This is a genomic window from Arthrobacter sp. 10N43 (assembly GCF_056394525.1).
The window spans coordinates 191,555-204,580 of sequence record NZ_JBFTIA010000009.1; the positions used below are offsets into that span (position 1 = coordinate 191,555).

The 13,026-nt window shown below is 61.9% G+C and carries 15 protein-coding genes; 3 read left to right on the forward strand and 12 right to left on the reverse strand.

What is annotated here, in order from left to right; translation table 11 throughout:
• Position 1 precedes the first annotated feature (1 nt).
• From AC1DDO_RS17275 to AC1DDO_RS17300, 6 genes are read right to left on the reverse strand one after another with little or no spacing between them, the layout of a single operon-like run.
• Complete coding sequence (locus AC1DDO_RS17275) at positions 2 to 751, reverse strand: DUF8175 domain-containg protein (protein WP_476972385.1); 750 nt, start codon at positions 749 to 751, stop codon at positions 2 to 4.
• Between the two features lie 27 nt (positions 752 to 778).
• Positions 779 to 1,048, reverse strand: coding sequence for an integral membrane protein (locus AC1DDO_RS17280; protein WP_028275338.1), 270 nt, complete (start codon positions 1,046 to 1,048; stop codon positions 779 to 781).
• A gap of 11 nt (positions 1,049 to 1,059) precedes the next feature.
• Positions 1,060 to 1,671: a DUF6668 family protein gene (locus tag AC1DDO_RS17285; RefSeq protein ID WP_476972386.1), complete on the reverse strand. Its 612-nt coding sequence runs from the start codon at positions 1,669 to 1,671 to the stop codon at positions 1,060 to 1,062.
• A 33-nt stretch (positions 1,672 to 1,704) separates the two neighbouring features.
• On the reverse strand, positions 1,705 to 3,156 hold the full coding sequence (locus AC1DDO_RS17290; protein WP_476972387.1) for a MinD/ParA family ATP-binding protein: 1,452 nt from the start codon (positions 3,154 to 3,156) through the stop codon (positions 1,705 to 1,707).
• Between the two features lie 35 nt (positions 3,157 to 3,191).
• The gene (locus AC1DDO_RS17295; RefSeq protein ID WP_476972388.1) at positions 3,192 to 3,719 is read right to left on the reverse strand and encodes a hypothetical protein; all 528 of its coding nucleotides are present in this window, start codon (positions 3,717 to 3,719) and stop codon (positions 3,192 to 3,194) included.
• Complete coding sequence (locus AC1DDO_RS17300; RefSeq protein WP_476972389.1) at positions 3,716 to 4,768, reverse strand: CHAP domain-containing protein; 1,053 nt, start codon at positions 4,766 to 4,768, stop codon at positions 3,716 to 3,718. Before AC1DDO_RS17300 ends, AC1DDO_RS17295 begins: the two co-directional genes overlap by 4 nt.
• A gap of 118 nt (positions 4,769 to 4,886) precedes the next feature.
• Here AC1DDO_RS17300 and AC1DDO_RS17305 point away from each other — a divergent pair, with 118 nt between their 5' ends.
• A complete protein-coding gene (locus AC1DDO_RS17305; protein ID WP_476972390.1) occupies positions 4,887 to 5,213 on the forward strand; it encodes a helix-turn-helix domain-containing protein in 327 nt (108 codons plus the stop codon).
• 270 nt (positions 5,214 to 5,483) lie between these two features.
• On the opposite strand, the gene AC1DDO_RS17310 is transcribed toward AC1DDO_RS17305, so the two are convergent.
• The 4 genes from AC1DDO_RS17310 to AC1DDO_RS17325 form a co-directional block, all read right to left on the reverse strand.
• Complete coding sequence (locus AC1DDO_RS17310) at positions 5,484 to 5,939, reverse strand: hypothetical protein (RefSeq protein ID WP_476972391.1); 456 nt, start codon at positions 5,937 to 5,939, stop codon at positions 5,484 to 5,486.
• Between the two features lie 149 nt (positions 5,940 to 6,088).
• Positions 6,089 to 6,715, reverse strand: a complete 627-nt coding sequence (locus AC1DDO_RS17315) for a hypothetical protein (protein WP_476972392.1) — start codon at positions 6,713 to 6,715, stop codon at positions 6,089 to 6,091.
• Positions 6,712 to 7,713, reverse strand: a complete 1,002-nt coding sequence (locus AC1DDO_RS17320) for a hypothetical protein (protein WP_476972393.1) — start codon at positions 7,711 to 7,713, stop codon at positions 6,712 to 6,714. Before AC1DDO_RS17320 ends, AC1DDO_RS17315 begins: the two co-directional genes overlap by 4 nt.
• Positions 7,710 to 8,186, reverse strand: coding sequence for a hypothetical protein (locus tag AC1DDO_RS17325; protein WP_476850958.1), 477 nt, complete (start codon positions 8,184 to 8,186; stop codon positions 7,710 to 7,712). Before AC1DDO_RS17325 ends, AC1DDO_RS17320 begins: the two co-directional genes overlap by 4 nt.
• A gap of 583 nt (positions 8,187 to 8,769) precedes the next feature.
• Between AC1DDO_RS17325 and AC1DDO_RS17330 the strand changes: the two genes are divergently transcribed.
• Positions 8,770 to 9,006 (forward strand): hypothetical protein, encoded by a 237-nt coding sequence (locus AC1DDO_RS17330; RefSeq protein ID WP_116768077.1) that lies wholly within the window; start codon positions 8,770 to 8,772, stop codon positions 9,004 to 9,006.
• Between the two features lie 265 nt (positions 9,007 to 9,271).
• On the forward strand, positions 9,272 to 11,014 hold the full coding sequence (locus AC1DDO_RS17335) for a MarR family transcriptional regulator (protein WP_476972394.1): 1,743 nt from the start codon (positions 9,272 to 9,274) through the stop codon (positions 11,012 to 11,014).
• A gap of 136 nt (positions 11,015 to 11,150) precedes the next feature.
• Here AC1DDO_RS17335 and AC1DDO_RS17340 read toward each other — a convergent pair whose 3' ends face one another.
• On the reverse strand, positions 11,151 to 11,693 hold the full coding sequence (locus AC1DDO_RS17340; protein WP_476972395.1) for a hypothetical protein: 543 nt from the start codon (positions 11,691 to 11,693) through the stop codon (positions 11,151 to 11,153).
• A 5-nt stretch (positions 11,694 to 11,698) separates the two neighbouring features.
• Positions 11,699 to 12,358, reverse strand: a complete 660-nt coding sequence (locus tag AC1DDO_RS17345) for a ParA family protein (protein ID WP_476850955.1) — start codon at positions 12,356 to 12,358, stop codon at positions 11,699 to 11,701.
• Between the last annotated feature and the right edge of the window lie 668 nt (positions 12,359 to 13,026).

The window sequence follows — 13,026 nt, forward strand, 5'->3', positions numbered from 1 at the left end:
GTCAGGCTCCCGACCAGGCGATGAAGCCGCTCAGGTCTCGAAGTTGGGCTATTTCGTTGATCAATTGACCGGAATCGGCAATTGCCAGTTTCCAGTCCCCATCGGCCCATTGCAAAGGAAGGACCGCGTGCCCAAGCATCCCTTTGTCGGTCTGAAAGGCGATGTCAACGTTTGCTGCGGAAGGTGAGTAACTCTTGATTACGAAGCCGCGAAATTGAACGGTTGTGTTCGACGTGGACTTTGTCGAGGAGTCTGCCCTAGCGATATCCCGGCCCGGCCCGCGCATCAAGAGCTTGTCTGTTGCTTTCCGATTGAGGACAGGATCTCCAGAGGAGCCCAAAGCCAAGATGTTGGCGGCCGCATATAGGGCACCAGTTGGGGACTTCGCGAAGCATGATCTGAAGCCGTCTCCGTCTGTCACGCCCGGACCGAAGGTCTTGGGCTCGGTGGGTGCCGCCATTTTTCCTACAAGTTCCCACTTGGATTTAGGCGCTGCCCCCAGCGCCGTTTCCGTGCTTGAGGGCAGTCCGCAGACGCTCTTGTCAGCGGCAGCGTGGGCGGTGGGGCTCGTTGTGGCTGAGCTGCCGGGCCCCGCCGTCCCGGGGGCCGGTTGTGCGTTCCCCTGTCCTTTGGGGAGCAGGAAGATGACGATGGCTGCTGCAATCAGCGCGACCACCAGCGCGGCAGCAATGATGAAACCGGGTTTGGTGAACGGATTGCTTTCGGTGGTGCTCTCTGTTGACTGGCTCATGCTGAACCTCCCGTTGATAGTGCTGGCTTAGACGAAGGCGCGGACGATGCCCGAGGCACCGGTGATGATGATGCAGCCCATCAGGACCCAGCCGAGCTTGCCGATGGCTTGGGCTCCTTCGCCGCGCTGGAGCTGGATCACCATGCCGATGCCGACGATGATCACGCCCAGGACGCCGAGGACCAGGCCAATGCCGGAGGCCCAGTTCAGGATCGTGAGCAGGCCACCTGCCTGTGCCGGGACGACCGGGGTGGGGTTGGGGATAACGCTTCCGTCAAGTACCGCGAAGGGGTTCATGGTGAGACCTTTCAGTTGGTGGTGCCGGGTGTGGTGTCGGTAGCCAGGACGGCCAAGTCAGTGATGAAGCGTTCGTATTCGCGGCCCGGCGGCGGCGTTGTGGCGTCCCCGTGCCGCCAGGCCTCGACCCAGGGCAGGGTCCACAGCCGGGGCGCTCCCCCGCCGACGATGGCGGCGAAGTCACGCAAGGGTTTGGGAGTCTTCCCCGGTGCGTCCGCCAGGACGGCGAGGCCGAGCAGAACAAGCTCGGGTGCCGCGCCTGATACCCACTGCGTCAGCGCGCTCTGTGCAGCTGTCAGCCCGCGCATATCCGCACGGCAGACCAGCAGCACCCGCGGCATGCTGCCGTCCCGGAGAACAGGCCAGCAGTGACCGGTGACGCGCGCCCCTTCGAGAAGGCCAGCGATGCGGCTTTCACCGGATCCACCGTGAGCGCCGGTGACCCACAGCACTGCAGAACCTGAGACCGTGCGGCGGGACAGACGGTCTGCAGCGTCCGGTTCAACCACTCCCCTCAGCGGCGCACTAATCACTGCCGCGGGCGGCAGGTGCGCGTCCTGTACCTCCTCCTCCGCGTTGTCGGTGGCGGGGCTTGTGATCCAGGGGTTCAATGTCTGTTGCATGGTTCCTCCTTCCAAACTCCGTTGGTGAGTGGTTCAGAAGCCAGCGGCTACGGCGGCCGCGGCCGCGAGCCATGCCCGCTGGGTGGCGGGCTGGAGGGCTTCATAGCGGATGGGTCCGTTGACCAGGGCCGGATCGTAAGGAATCCGGACGACGGCGCGGACGAACGGGGTGAAGCCGTCGGCGATCCGCTGGGCCTCGTCCTTGGACCGCTTCAGGGCATCCCCGCTCATGCTGCGTTTGGCGTCGGTGGACTCGGAGACGATCACGACGGCGTTGCGGGCCAGTTCCGCATCGTGCCCGCCGCGGGATTCCAGGGTCTGCAGCGTCAGGCGTGCGGCTTCGGCGCGGTCCTCGATGGCGGTGACGGGGACAACGAGCTGGTTGGTGTGATCGATCATCCGCCGCCAGTTGGCGGCGCGGGCGGTGTTGCCGGAGTCCATGACCACGAGCCGGTAGTAGCGGGTGAGGACCTGGTGGGCGATGTCGACTTCCTCGGCGGTCACTTCGTGATCGCCTTCCTCGTTTTCATCCGAGCGCAGGACATCGAACTTGTCGGCGGTCTGGTGGTGGACGAACCTGGCGATTTCGGCCGCGTTGGTCGAGGGCGAGAGCAGGGTCTGGGAGGAGTCGATCAGGTCCAGGACGCTGCGGTCGTGGGCGCCCTTTTCCGTCCGCCATCCGAGGGTGCCCTGGGACTCGTTGTTATCCCACGCGACCGTGGCGGCCCCGCTGTAGCGGGCAAGGATGGCCGAGAGCATCACCACGGTGGGGGTCTTGTTCGCCCCGCCCTTGCGGTTGACCACGGCAATGGTCCGCGGGCCGGGCCAGTGCTGGCTGACTGTGCGGATGTCCTCCCGCTCGGAGAGTTCTTCTTCGGAGGGGTCCATCCGGAGCCCCAGCCGGGTCAGGGTGCCGCGCCAGCCCTGCGTGGCCGGCTCCGGTACCGGAGCGCTCACCAGAAAGGACGTGTCTTTCAGGCTCCGGCGCGTCGGGGCTCCCCCCGCGGCCAGGGCCGCTGCGGGGGTGGGATTCATGGTCGTTCCTGTCGTTGCTGTGGTTCCGAGGGGTGCTGTCGCTTCACCCTTCGGCGTGGTGTCCGCCGGGGCGGCCTGCGGCTGGGCCGGTTCCATCGGTGCCGTCTCGATGGCGGCCGCCGTCACCACGGGCGCGGCGGTGGTCGTTTGGGCCTCGGCCCGGCGCCGGGCGGGCTTGGGTGTGTAGCTGACGGATTCCTTGCTGCCGTCGGGGCTGACGATGAGTTCGCCGTGTCCTTCGGGGTCATCGATGGTCACCCGGACGGCCCGGTTCAGCGTCCTGGCTTCCCCGACCACGAGGGCCAGGACGTTCTCGCGGAGCTGCTGCAGGGACTCTGCCGACGCCACGGTGCGGGAGTTCCCTGCCACGACGACTTCGGCGGTGCCGTTGTCACGGACGATGGCCTGGATCTTGGGGAAAGCCAGTACCTCTGTCGGGGTCAGACCCATGGGCTTCTTCCTCTTCTCGAGCGGGGTGGTTTGGGTTAGCGGGAAGCCGGCGGCGTGAGCCGGTTGACCTTCCAGGTGGCGTCTTTGGAGGTGCGCAGCAGCTGGAGCGTGTAGTGGCCGATGTCGGTCGGGACCGTGACGGTGACGCCGTATCCGTTGGTTTCATCCACGGCCAGCGTCGCCGGCCCGGTCACCCGGGAGACGGGGATGTTGGCCGGGTCCACCGTGGAGTAGTCGGCCGTGGCCTGCGGGGTGAGCCAGCGGGCGAAGTCGTTCGCCCACTGGGTGGCCTCTTCCTTGGGGCGGGCGTAGTCGGCCATGGCCCGGGTCGCGATCTTGGCGGCCTCGGTCTTGCTCTCGTCATCCCAGGCGATGCCGGAGGTGGGCGGGACGGTCCCGCCCGGGGCCTGGGACCTGCCGCCGGCACTGAGGGAGGGAGCCACGGATACCACTGCGGGAGACATGGGGACGAGCTGGCGTTCCGGACCGCCGCCGGTGGTCGCCGTAGGAGCGCACGCCGTGCACAGAAGTACGGTGGCCAGGGTTGTCAGGGGTCGTTTCACTTCTGCTCCTCCGAGCCCGGCACGTATAGGAACGCGCTGGGCACCTCGTTGTTCACGGTCCGGGTGTAGTACTTGTGGTCCTCGGGGGCCGGGTTGCCGTTGTAGCCCTCCTCCAGATAGGTCCCGTCGGCGTTGACGGCCTTCACGACGGCGACGTGGCCGTAGGTGGGGTCCGCTCCCCCAGCTCCCGGGGCGTACCAGACGACCGCGCCGACCCGCGGCGCCGGACCGGTCGGCCAGCCGCGGGCGTTCCATCCCTCCCGCCAGGACAGCGCCGAGCCGAGGTTCACTCCGTCGGGGCGGAATGTGCTGTTGAGGATCCTGTAGGGGGCCGCGGTGCTGCCGAGCTGCTGGTTGACCCGCCACAGGGCGAAGTCGACGCACTCACGGTTGAACATCCCCAACACGCTCGGCTGATAGATCGCGGCGGTGGCCCACGGCAGGTCATCGTCCGCGCCGGAGGCGCCGGGAACCGCACAGCCCGTGCCGGTGACGGAAAACTTCGCGTCCGAGAGCGCCTGGACGATCCTGACTGCCGGGTCCCAGTACCGCCGGTAGTGATACGGGTCCGCGTTGCGCTGAACGCGGTTCGCTGCGATCGTCGGTTCCAGCAGCTCCCAACCGTCGACCTTCTGGAGGGCCTTGACGAAGTTGGCCGCGCTGGTCGACGGGTTCATCCGGTCCGCGTAGGAACCCCAGACGCCGTTATCCCGCTGCTGGAACAGACCCCGGGAATCCGGCCCAGCCGCGTCGCCGATATCCAAAACCCGCAGGCCCGACTCCCCCAGGGCCACCATCACACTGACCATCTGGCCCTTGGCCGACAGGTTCAGGGACTTGCCCGCATTCATGATCGCCGCAGCGTTCCTCACCTGCTCAGATGAGTACCCGTCGACCTCGGTATCGGCGCTGATCGAGACGGAAACCGCGGGGCTGCAATCGGCCGCTGCCGGTGGCGACCTGAAGAGCAGAACGATCGACAAGGCCAGCCCCAGGAACATCGCTGGCACCAGCAGTGCCGCACCGATCGCTAGCCCTTTCGGCTTCATTCTTGCTCCCCTCTCGGCTCTCTCAACGGACTAGAAGCATCATTTTTAAAATGATGCTAGCATCACCAAAAATACGTTGATGCTTTTTCAAGTTGCGACGGTGCGTGAGAATTGACGAATGCCCCGCATCTACAAGCCGCTCCTTGCGCCGCCTCACGAGGCCGGAAGGGCTTTGAACGTGTTCAACGCCAACACGCTGAGAGCGGCTGTTATCAGGGACCTGGCCCAGCATCTTGACGGCGACACCACCGGAAATATCGCTAAACGTATCGGCGTGGACTACAGGCAGGTCTACGCGCATATCAAGACGCTTGAGGCTGAAGGGCTCGTCTCCGCCGCAGGCGAAGCTGGGGCCCGCAGCGGGCAACGCGTTCACTACTCCATAGACTTGGCCAGGCTGCGGGCGCAGGGCCTCATCTACATGAGATATCTGTCGGGAGAATAAGCGCTCAATGTGGCCGCATTCGAGACGGCGGGCCACCCCGTCAGCCTGTAGATCAAGGGCGTGGGTAACGAGATTTAGGCCCATGAGGGCTGCGACCCGAGTGCGCATCTGAGGTGCGGTCGCCGCGGAGGTACAGCCCCTACTACCCCCCAAACCTGTCGTAGGGGCCGCACCTTTAGTGCCACTCAATGCGCATGGTCAGGCCGTAGCGGGCGCCTAGAGCATGTCATGCCCCTGAGTCTACTGAAAAAAATTCAGTAGTGAAAATTTTCAGTCCGTCGGGCGTTTCTTCTCGTGCCTGGGTGGAAGGTTTCGGAGTGCTTCAGTCACCGCGCGAAGGGCGTCGATGTTCACTTCTCCCAAAACCCGCGCTGCGAAGTGTTCTACCTCGGCGATGCGGTAAGCCTCTATCAGGCGGAGTTCAGCCTCGACGCGCTCCGGGATGGGACCGCTTCGCTGAAGCAGGTAGTTCTCGTCAACGTCAAAAAAGTACGCCAGTGCCTTCAGTAGCTCCGGATCCCAGCGGTTATCAGGGGAACCGGCCAGTAGCCGATGCCAGCGCGTTCTGGTGAGCGTGAGCCCCTGTTCCGCGAGACCTTGTCGAACGTCTTCGTACGTGAAGCTGTCGGCGTCTTTGGCATGAACGATGTCCAGAAGAAGTTGGATTTTCGACGCGAGAACCTCTTTATCGCTGCGAGGATCTATGGGGTTGTCGTTCGAATTCACGCGTGATCCTGCTCCCGGCCAACCAGGGCGGCCACATCCCGAGGGAAGCGCTCTGCCACCGGTAGCAAAGTCACAGCCCTCCTTCTAATTCCGTCATCGTTGAGACCCCCTGCGAGGCCTTGGCGGCTTCGTGGAGTGCCACGTGAAGATCAACCGACAATCAGAGTATATGAGGCTCCGAATGCGACTACACCGGTTATGAACCCGGCAATGACCTGAGGAGCTGAGTGATCCCGGAGATAGACCCTGGACCAGCAGACAAGCGGGGCCGCCACGACGAACGGAAGACCGAGCCAGCCGAACATCAGTACCGCTGACACGGTCGCGCCGCCCAACGTCATTGCGTGGCCCGATATCTTCCAGATCGGGCTGACCAGAATGAGGGCTACAATCCCGCAAAGAATCCCGCCAATTAGCCCCCAGACGGGCTGGGGTGCCCCGATGACGGCGAGGATTGCGCAGCCAAGCAGTGACGAGCCCAAGGTCCAGAGCATGACCGGGCGGCGTTGTTTCTTGTCTCCCACGTGGTGGTCCGTCAGCTGGCCTTTCTTGGCAAGCATCAGTACGACAGCAAATGGCACAAGGCAGATGCAGAATGCAGCGATAATGCCCGACCAGATAGAGACCGCCCACCGGTCACTCAGCAGAGAAGCCAATATCAACAGGAGAGACAACACCAAGGGCGGCTGCGCAATCTCGGTTGCGGACCTGGCCACACGCCCAACGGCTGTGGAGGACCTCTCTGCGGTGGTTCGGGTCGTGGTTGCTGCTGTCACTGAGGTGCCTTTACCGGCAGCACCGATTCCAGGGAACCGACGCCGCCATCAAATCGGGCTTGGACCGCGTCGAGGACACGGCTGGCAAGCATAGGTGTGGATCGCCCGGAGAGAACGACCTTGTGATCGCTGGAGCGAATAACGTACTCATACAGGCGCGCGGAGGGGCACGTGTCGTAGAAGCTGCTCGCAATGCCTGCCAACCACGCTGCACGGGAGTGCCCCCAGTAGGCTCTCCCCAGCGTGGCTGTAAGAAAGACCAAGGCGACCCGGTCCCAAAGCTGTAGCCGGCGCCACGCCTTAACAAGCGGGGGGATGCCCAGACCGAGAGAGGTGAGCAGAACCCCGCCGTAGAACAGCGGACTGAACAGGGCGTACAAAGCCTGATGGAGATAGGAACCGCCCACATCGATGTGCATGGCGGTCATGTACGCGATCTCTTCGAAGGAGGCGAGTGCGACCATCGCCATGCCGAATGCGACAACCCGGGAACTCACACGGACGGGCAGGCTTTCCTGAGGCCGGAGGCAAATGCGAAGGACGGAAACAGCCAGCAACGCCAAAATGCCCATGTAGACGCTGGCATAGATGAAGACCGGCAGCTGCTGGACATTTTCCGGCACGTAGCTCAAAGTCGTCGGAACGAACTGCTGGAACAGGAATGGAACCGTGATCACAACTGCCCCCAGGCCAGCAGCAATTGGGCCGTGGCTGAAGCGGATTCGGTACTTATCGTCAGGTGAGTAGGCAGCGAAGATTCCCTCCCGTACCAGCCAGACGGCACACGTGACACACATATTGCGAACAAGGTGCAGAAAGTTGACGCCGCCGAGAGCAGCGTCCATGGATTCTTCGGGTAAGACGACGCCCGTAAAAAAGAGGCCGAGGACACCGATCCCGATCGCACCAATAAAGGCCGTGGAAGAGCCCCACCGAGCGGCAAAATACAGGCGAAAAACAAATACCGTTGCCAGGATCCAGAACGCAGCAGCAATCATAGGCCAAACACTCGCTCGGCCTTCGTGGCCTCTTTCATGGGCGTGGCATGCAGAACCTGCGCCAGGCCAAAGGCCAATCTTTCGGCTGCAGCCTCCGCCTCGTCTAGGGGAACGTCCACTGCACGGCACATCCAGCTGACACCGTTCCGCTTACCGATACCGGAAAAGAAAGACCCTGCGATAAGGCCGTCGAGAGGTTTCCCCTTATGGCCCAAAAGGATATGGCTAAGTTCATGCAGAATGACGTGAACACTCCAAGCCTTGGCACCACGCAGGTAACGGACGATGCCATAGCCGGGAGTATCGAGCCACTGGCCAGTAACACCTTCTCCAAGGCTTTCCACTGTGCCTTCCTCGAAGATCAGACGCTTGCCGTACTTCTCTTCAACCGCGTACACTACGTCGCCCAGATCCGGGTACGCCGGAAGATTCAAGGTCTCTATGACGTCCGCGGTCAGTGCGGCCTGTTCCATATCTAAGCTGCTCCGGTAATCAACTGAAAAAATTTCAGTAATGTGTACTATGAAATCAGCGCCAGACGCGCCTTGGCAAGGAGCCACCCTACCAAGCTTCCGAAAACAGCAGCAGTCAAAGAAGGAACAGGAATCCCGATGACCCAGAACTGGACACCTGAGCAGCAATGATCGAGACGCGTTTTGAGCGAGGTCATCGGGAAGCGAGCGACCGCCCCCGCGCAACTCGTCGCTTATCAGAAGGCAGACATGGTCGTTGAGGTTTCGTGCGGCCCCGCGGCGTAGACGCTACTTTCGGCGCGAACCGCATATCCGTCGACATCCGCGCCACCGAGGGCAATCGACGGCCAGACCCTGTAGGCGGCTCGTCACGGCGTCGCCTACCCGAAAGGGAATGGCAATGTAACGAAGGCGACACGCCGAGTAGTTACAGTAACCAAATCCGCTTCCAGCGGTCCCCTGAATGCTAGGTTCGGAGGAACCTAAAACAGTAACTAAAACCTGTTGAGGGGTACGAACGATTTACAGCACTGAAGCCAGTACAGGTGAAGACAGTCTGTACGAGATTCAAAGGACATGACACATGACTGCTGTTGCACATCGGGGAGGCGGGCGCCCCAGTAAGGGCCTCCGCAAATACATTGGCTTTCGTGTGCCTGCCGAGATGGCCGACCAGGTCGCGCAGGTGGCCGAAGCGGAGGGCGTCACGATCACGGACTACGTGGCTTCGGTTGTAGCAAAGCAGCTTGAAGTCGATCTGGAGCGTCACGACCACCCTAAGTTTCAGGAGGAGCTGCCCATTGGCCGCATCGCCTCTTAAATGACGAAGGCCCGCACGAGGCGGGCCTTCTAAGCATTTGACTCACTACCTTTTTTGCTTGCCGGCGACGAGGTAGAGAGTCCTTGAGAATCAACTCGGGCCTTGCGGTCCGGGCATCTTCCTATCCCTTGAGAGGAATAGCATCATCGTACCCCACGAGATGCGCGCATGCACAGACTCACAGAGTTCGGGCGCGCCGCATGCACTATGCCGTCCTGCCGAAGCCTGGGCCGCACTAGCTCTCTTGCTTGCCGGGCAGCCTCGCATGCGCCTTTCCCGCGACGGCGGAAAGTCCTACCCGCAAAAACATGAACGAACCCTAACGCCAGCGCTTCCGGCCTTCCCCGCTGCCGTCCGGATCTTTGGCAAGGACGGCACGTGCGCTGCGATTTTCCTTGACTTTGACTCGTCCGTTGCTGGTGTTGACTGGGTCGAAGCCGATGTCCGGGCCGTCCAGACCTGGCTGCACTCGGTCGGTGCGCGGTGGATTGAGGACTACTCCCCCAATGGCGGCCGGCACGTGTACATCCCGCTCGAGCAGCGGGTTACTTTTTCTGAAGCGCGTGATCTTGTCGAGGCGCTGGGCACCCGGTACCGGAGCCTGGACAAGACCCCGCACCAGAACCTTTTGCATGGCTGCATGCGCACACCCGGATCCCCGCACAAGCGCGGCGGCCACCAGGAACTGGCGATGTCGTTGTCGATGGCCTACGACGTTGCCCGCCGGCCCAACACGACCTCGGTCTGGGCAGCCATGAAGGCCGACCTGGCGGGGCAGATCGCAGCGGTCAGGGCACTCCGTCTGGAAGGCACGGTCACACCGGCCACCGCCGAGACGTCCCGATTCCAGCACCCGGCCGGGCGGATGTCCCGGGCCATGCAGCTGATGGCCCAGACGGGGCTGTACGACACAAACCGGTACGCCTCCGATTCGGAGGCACGACAGGCCATTGTCACGGGGGCTGCGGCCGCCGGGCTGGAGCTCGTCGACGTCGAACGCCGGATGTTGCAGGGGACCTGGCCGGGGCTGGCCTCTTTTTATGCCCGTTATGCCTCCGGCCACCGTGTCCCGGCGCTGCGCAGGGACTGGCTGAATGCGATCGCGTATCTGAGCAAAAACGCCGGGACCAGGGACGGAAAGAACAATGCCCGTATTTCCCCCACAAGCCAGCCAAGTACACAGCCCCCCGTACTGCAGGGAAATCCGATTTCATCGAATCCCGATGGTGAGCATCGGTTCATCCGGACCTGGCGAAATGCACTGCGGTTGAAGGAACATGCCTACACCGAGTCAAGGACAGGGCTGGCCAGGAGAATGGTGCTGAGGTCGTTGGGGGAGGCAGCACACATGACGGCGTCCAGGTTCATTGAATTCGGTGACCGGTCCATCGCGGTGGCCACCGGCCTCGACCACACCACGGTCGGATCACACCTCAGAGCCCTGCGCAACGAGAAGGACCCGTTGGTGACCCTCGTTGAACGGGGCCGCGGTACCAAGGGAGACCTTTACATGCTGACCGTGCCTGAGGAGGTGAAGACGGCGGCTGAAGACCTGACTTGGCGGAAGGGGAAAATCCACGCGCTTCGGCCAGTTTTCAGGGAACTGGGACTGCCGGCGGCCTTCGTGTACGAAGCACTCGAGCACTCCCCCGGCCTGTCAGCATCCGAGATCGTAAAGCTGACCAGGCTTTCGAGGACAGCTGTCAGTGAGGCGCTTGAGGTGATGGCCGCCTGGAACATGATCGCCCGGAACCACGCACGGGCCTGGTCGGTGGTGGCATCGACGTCACTGAAAGACCTCGCCGAGCACTTCGGGGTCATGGAAGCTGTCGCAGCGCAGCTGCAGCGCTACCGGATCGAACGGATCCTGTGGAAGGAATGGCTGTCCAAGAACGTCAACACCGTCGCTGAGCTCCTCTCCCCCGGTGAGGACTATCCGTGGGAGGCTTTCGAGGGTCCACCGGACGAGTGGGCCCTGACGGACATGGCGTTCACACAGGCGGGATGATCGGACCAAAACGAAGGCAATAAGTCTGGCAGTCTGGTAGTGACGGACTCTGTCAGTCTGTGAATAACGTACTTACAGAGCATTAGGGTCCTATCCCCAGGAGTCAGGTCCTCCTGGGGATAGGAAACGGGGATTTTTAGGCCCGTGGGGCCAGGCCCAAGGCAACGCGGAGCTCATCCTCTGTAGAACCCACCAGTTCCTTCTGGCGCTCCATCAGCAGGTCCACGGCAACGCGGATCAGCGTGTTATCGGTGATCCGCTCCCCCTTTTCCCTGCGGGCACGTTGAACCTTCGAAGCGAGCGCTGTCAGCTCATCAGCCTGGTCTGCGTGCAGCCGCAATTCCTTACGGACCAGATCTGTGTAGTGGGTATGGCTCGAAACAACGGGTCCCTTAACCTCTTGTATCTCTTGGGTCAAAGGGGGCTGCACCAGGGCATTCTCGAGCCTGGGCGCGACCTCGGACTCCACTCCCCCATTTGTCTCAGTTCGTGCAGGCTCAGCAGCCGGCGCAGGCGTGGCAACTTGTGCTGTCGAGGACGATTGTGAGCCATTATGCAATGCAGCGGCCTCATGGACAATGTGCAGGACGGGCGCATCTCCACCTAGGTCTATGGGAGGGGCTTCTTTGATCTCCCGGGTCTGGTTGGCAAAGTTCTTGAATCCACCTTTGAGCGCCATCGAGGTCAGCCCTTCCTGGTCTTGGCCCAGAGACTAAACAGCTCCAGGGCGACGTCTTTGTAATCCATAGTTGCTTTCTCGGAGTTGCGGGTCTTCTCGTAAGAAGTAACCACCGTTCCGTACATGGGTGCCCGCTCGTGTGCTTTATAGGCTCGAACAAACGAGTTGCATACGAGGATCCCCTGCTCTCGCAACATCTCCTGTGCATCCAGTGCATCTTGCGGGGAACGCGAATCGGCTTTTGTGACGACGACCCTGTAGTCCCGACCGGAGGGCTGGACTATCTTCTCGAATGTGTAGACGAGAGGCAGAAGGGCCAAAGGAGTTGCTTCTGTGGGCATCACAATGAAGTCCGACTGGCTAACGATGGCCTTGAGTACCTGAATGTTTTCCAAGTTACCGGGGGTATCGACGAAGACCGTGTCGTAGTCGAGATCGCGCATTTGTGTGAGCGCTTCCGGATCCGTCTCAGTCGCGACGTCGAACTGCAGCTGTTCCTTTTCAGGAAGTTCCTCTGCATTGGTTGCCCACATCGTTACTGACCCTTGCGGGTCGGCGTCGACGACGAGCACTTTCGAGCTCTGGGCGGCAACGGCGGCAAGATTCATCACCGTGGTGGTTTTCCCGGCGCCGCCTTTTTGGTTGACGACAGCTACGACCCTCATGAGTGCTTCCTTAAATTTGGTTTCCATGGCACTCGGACCGACGGCGGATTGGGACCTCACCAAAGCTTCACAACCCGAGAAAATGGGTCAGCTCGATCAAAGGCAGAGAACATCTGTATCCACGTCGCCGGCAAGCGCTACGCCAAAATTACCAGCCCCACTCCCCTTCAGTCGGAAGAAACGCCGTAGACGCACAGAGTCAGTGACTTCGTTTCTCTGTAACTCTGTAACTCTGTACTTCTGTATCACCCTAGGCATCTGGTGGGCTCAACAGACCACTCCCCCGCGATTCAGTTCAAGGCCAATGAATCGCGCCCGACAGCTATCCGCCCCCTGACTACAAGGCCACCGAGCACTTTTAGTCACGTTCTGTTGGAACTTGGTGGACATAGGGGCACGGAGTCGTTTGACTTTGCTGGCCTACAGACTCCCGGAGTTCGTGACTTCCGGGGTCCGGAGTGTCAGGGTCCAGGGTGGGCCGCGGTTCCCAGCAGGACCTCTGAATTGGGCGGGCCTACTGACTCACGGACTCACAGACTCACTGTGTTGCCGGGCGGGCGTCCCTGGCGTTTGGCGGTTCAGGSTTGGCCGGCGCGGTTTGTACAGAGTCCGGCAGTTCCGTGAGTACGGATATGACAGAGTGACAGACTTACGCGGTTCGGAAGTAG

What these genes read in the sequence shown, in the direction of transcription:
- AC1DDO_RS17340 (WP_476972395.1), bottom strand. Translation starts at nt 11,693, where the DNA reads ATGGCGCTCAAAGGTGGATTCAAGAACTTTGCCAACCAGACCCGGGAG.
- AC1DDO_RS17285 (WP_476972386.1), bottom strand. Translation starts at nt 1,671, where the DNA reads ATGCAACAGACATTGAACCCCTGGATCACAAGCCCCGCCACCGACAAC.
- AC1DDO_RS17335 (WP_476972394.1), top strand. Translation starts at nt 9,272, where the DNA reads ATGCGCCTTTCCCGCGACGGCGGAAAGTCCTACCCGCAAAAACATGAA.
- AC1DDO_RS17300 (WP_476972389.1), bottom strand. Translation starts at nt 4,768, where the DNA reads ATGAAGCCGAAAGGGCTAGCGATCGGTGCGGCACTGCTGGTGCCAGCG.
- AC1DDO_RS17325 (WP_476850958.1), bottom strand. Translation starts at nt 8,186, where the DNA reads ATGGAACAGGCCGCACTGACCGCGGACGTCATAGAGACCTTGAATCTT.
- AC1DDO_RS17275 (WP_476972385.1), bottom strand. Translation starts at nt 751, where the DNA reads ATGAGCCAGTCAACAGAGAGCACCACCGAAAGCAATCCGTTCACCAAA.
- AC1DDO_RS17305 (WP_476972390.1), top strand. Translation starts at nt 4,887, where the DNA reads ATGCCCCGCATCTACAAGCCGCTCCTTGCGCCGCCTCACGAGGCCGGA.
- AC1DDO_RS17290 (WP_476972387.1), bottom strand. Translation starts at nt 3,156, where the DNA reads ATGGGTCTGACCCCGACAGAGGTACTGGCTTTCCCCAAGATCCAGGCC.
- AC1DDO_RS17330 (WP_116768077.1), top strand. Translation starts at nt 8,770, where the DNA reads ATGACTGCTGTTGCACATCGGGGAGGCGGGCGCCCCAGTAAGGGCCTC.
- AC1DDO_RS17320 (WP_476972393.1), bottom strand. Translation starts at nt 7,713, where the DNA reads ATGATTGCTGCTGCGTTCTGGATCCTGGCAACGGTATTTGTTTTTCGC.
- AC1DDO_RS17345 (WP_476850955.1), bottom strand. Translation starts at nt 12,358, where the DNA reads ATGAGGGTCGTAGCTGTCGTCAACCAAAAAGGCGGCGCCGGGAAAACC.
- AC1DDO_RS17280 (WP_028275338.1), bottom strand. Translation starts at nt 1,048, where the DNA reads ATGAACCCCTTCGCGGTACTTGACGGAAGCGTTATCCCCAACCCCACC.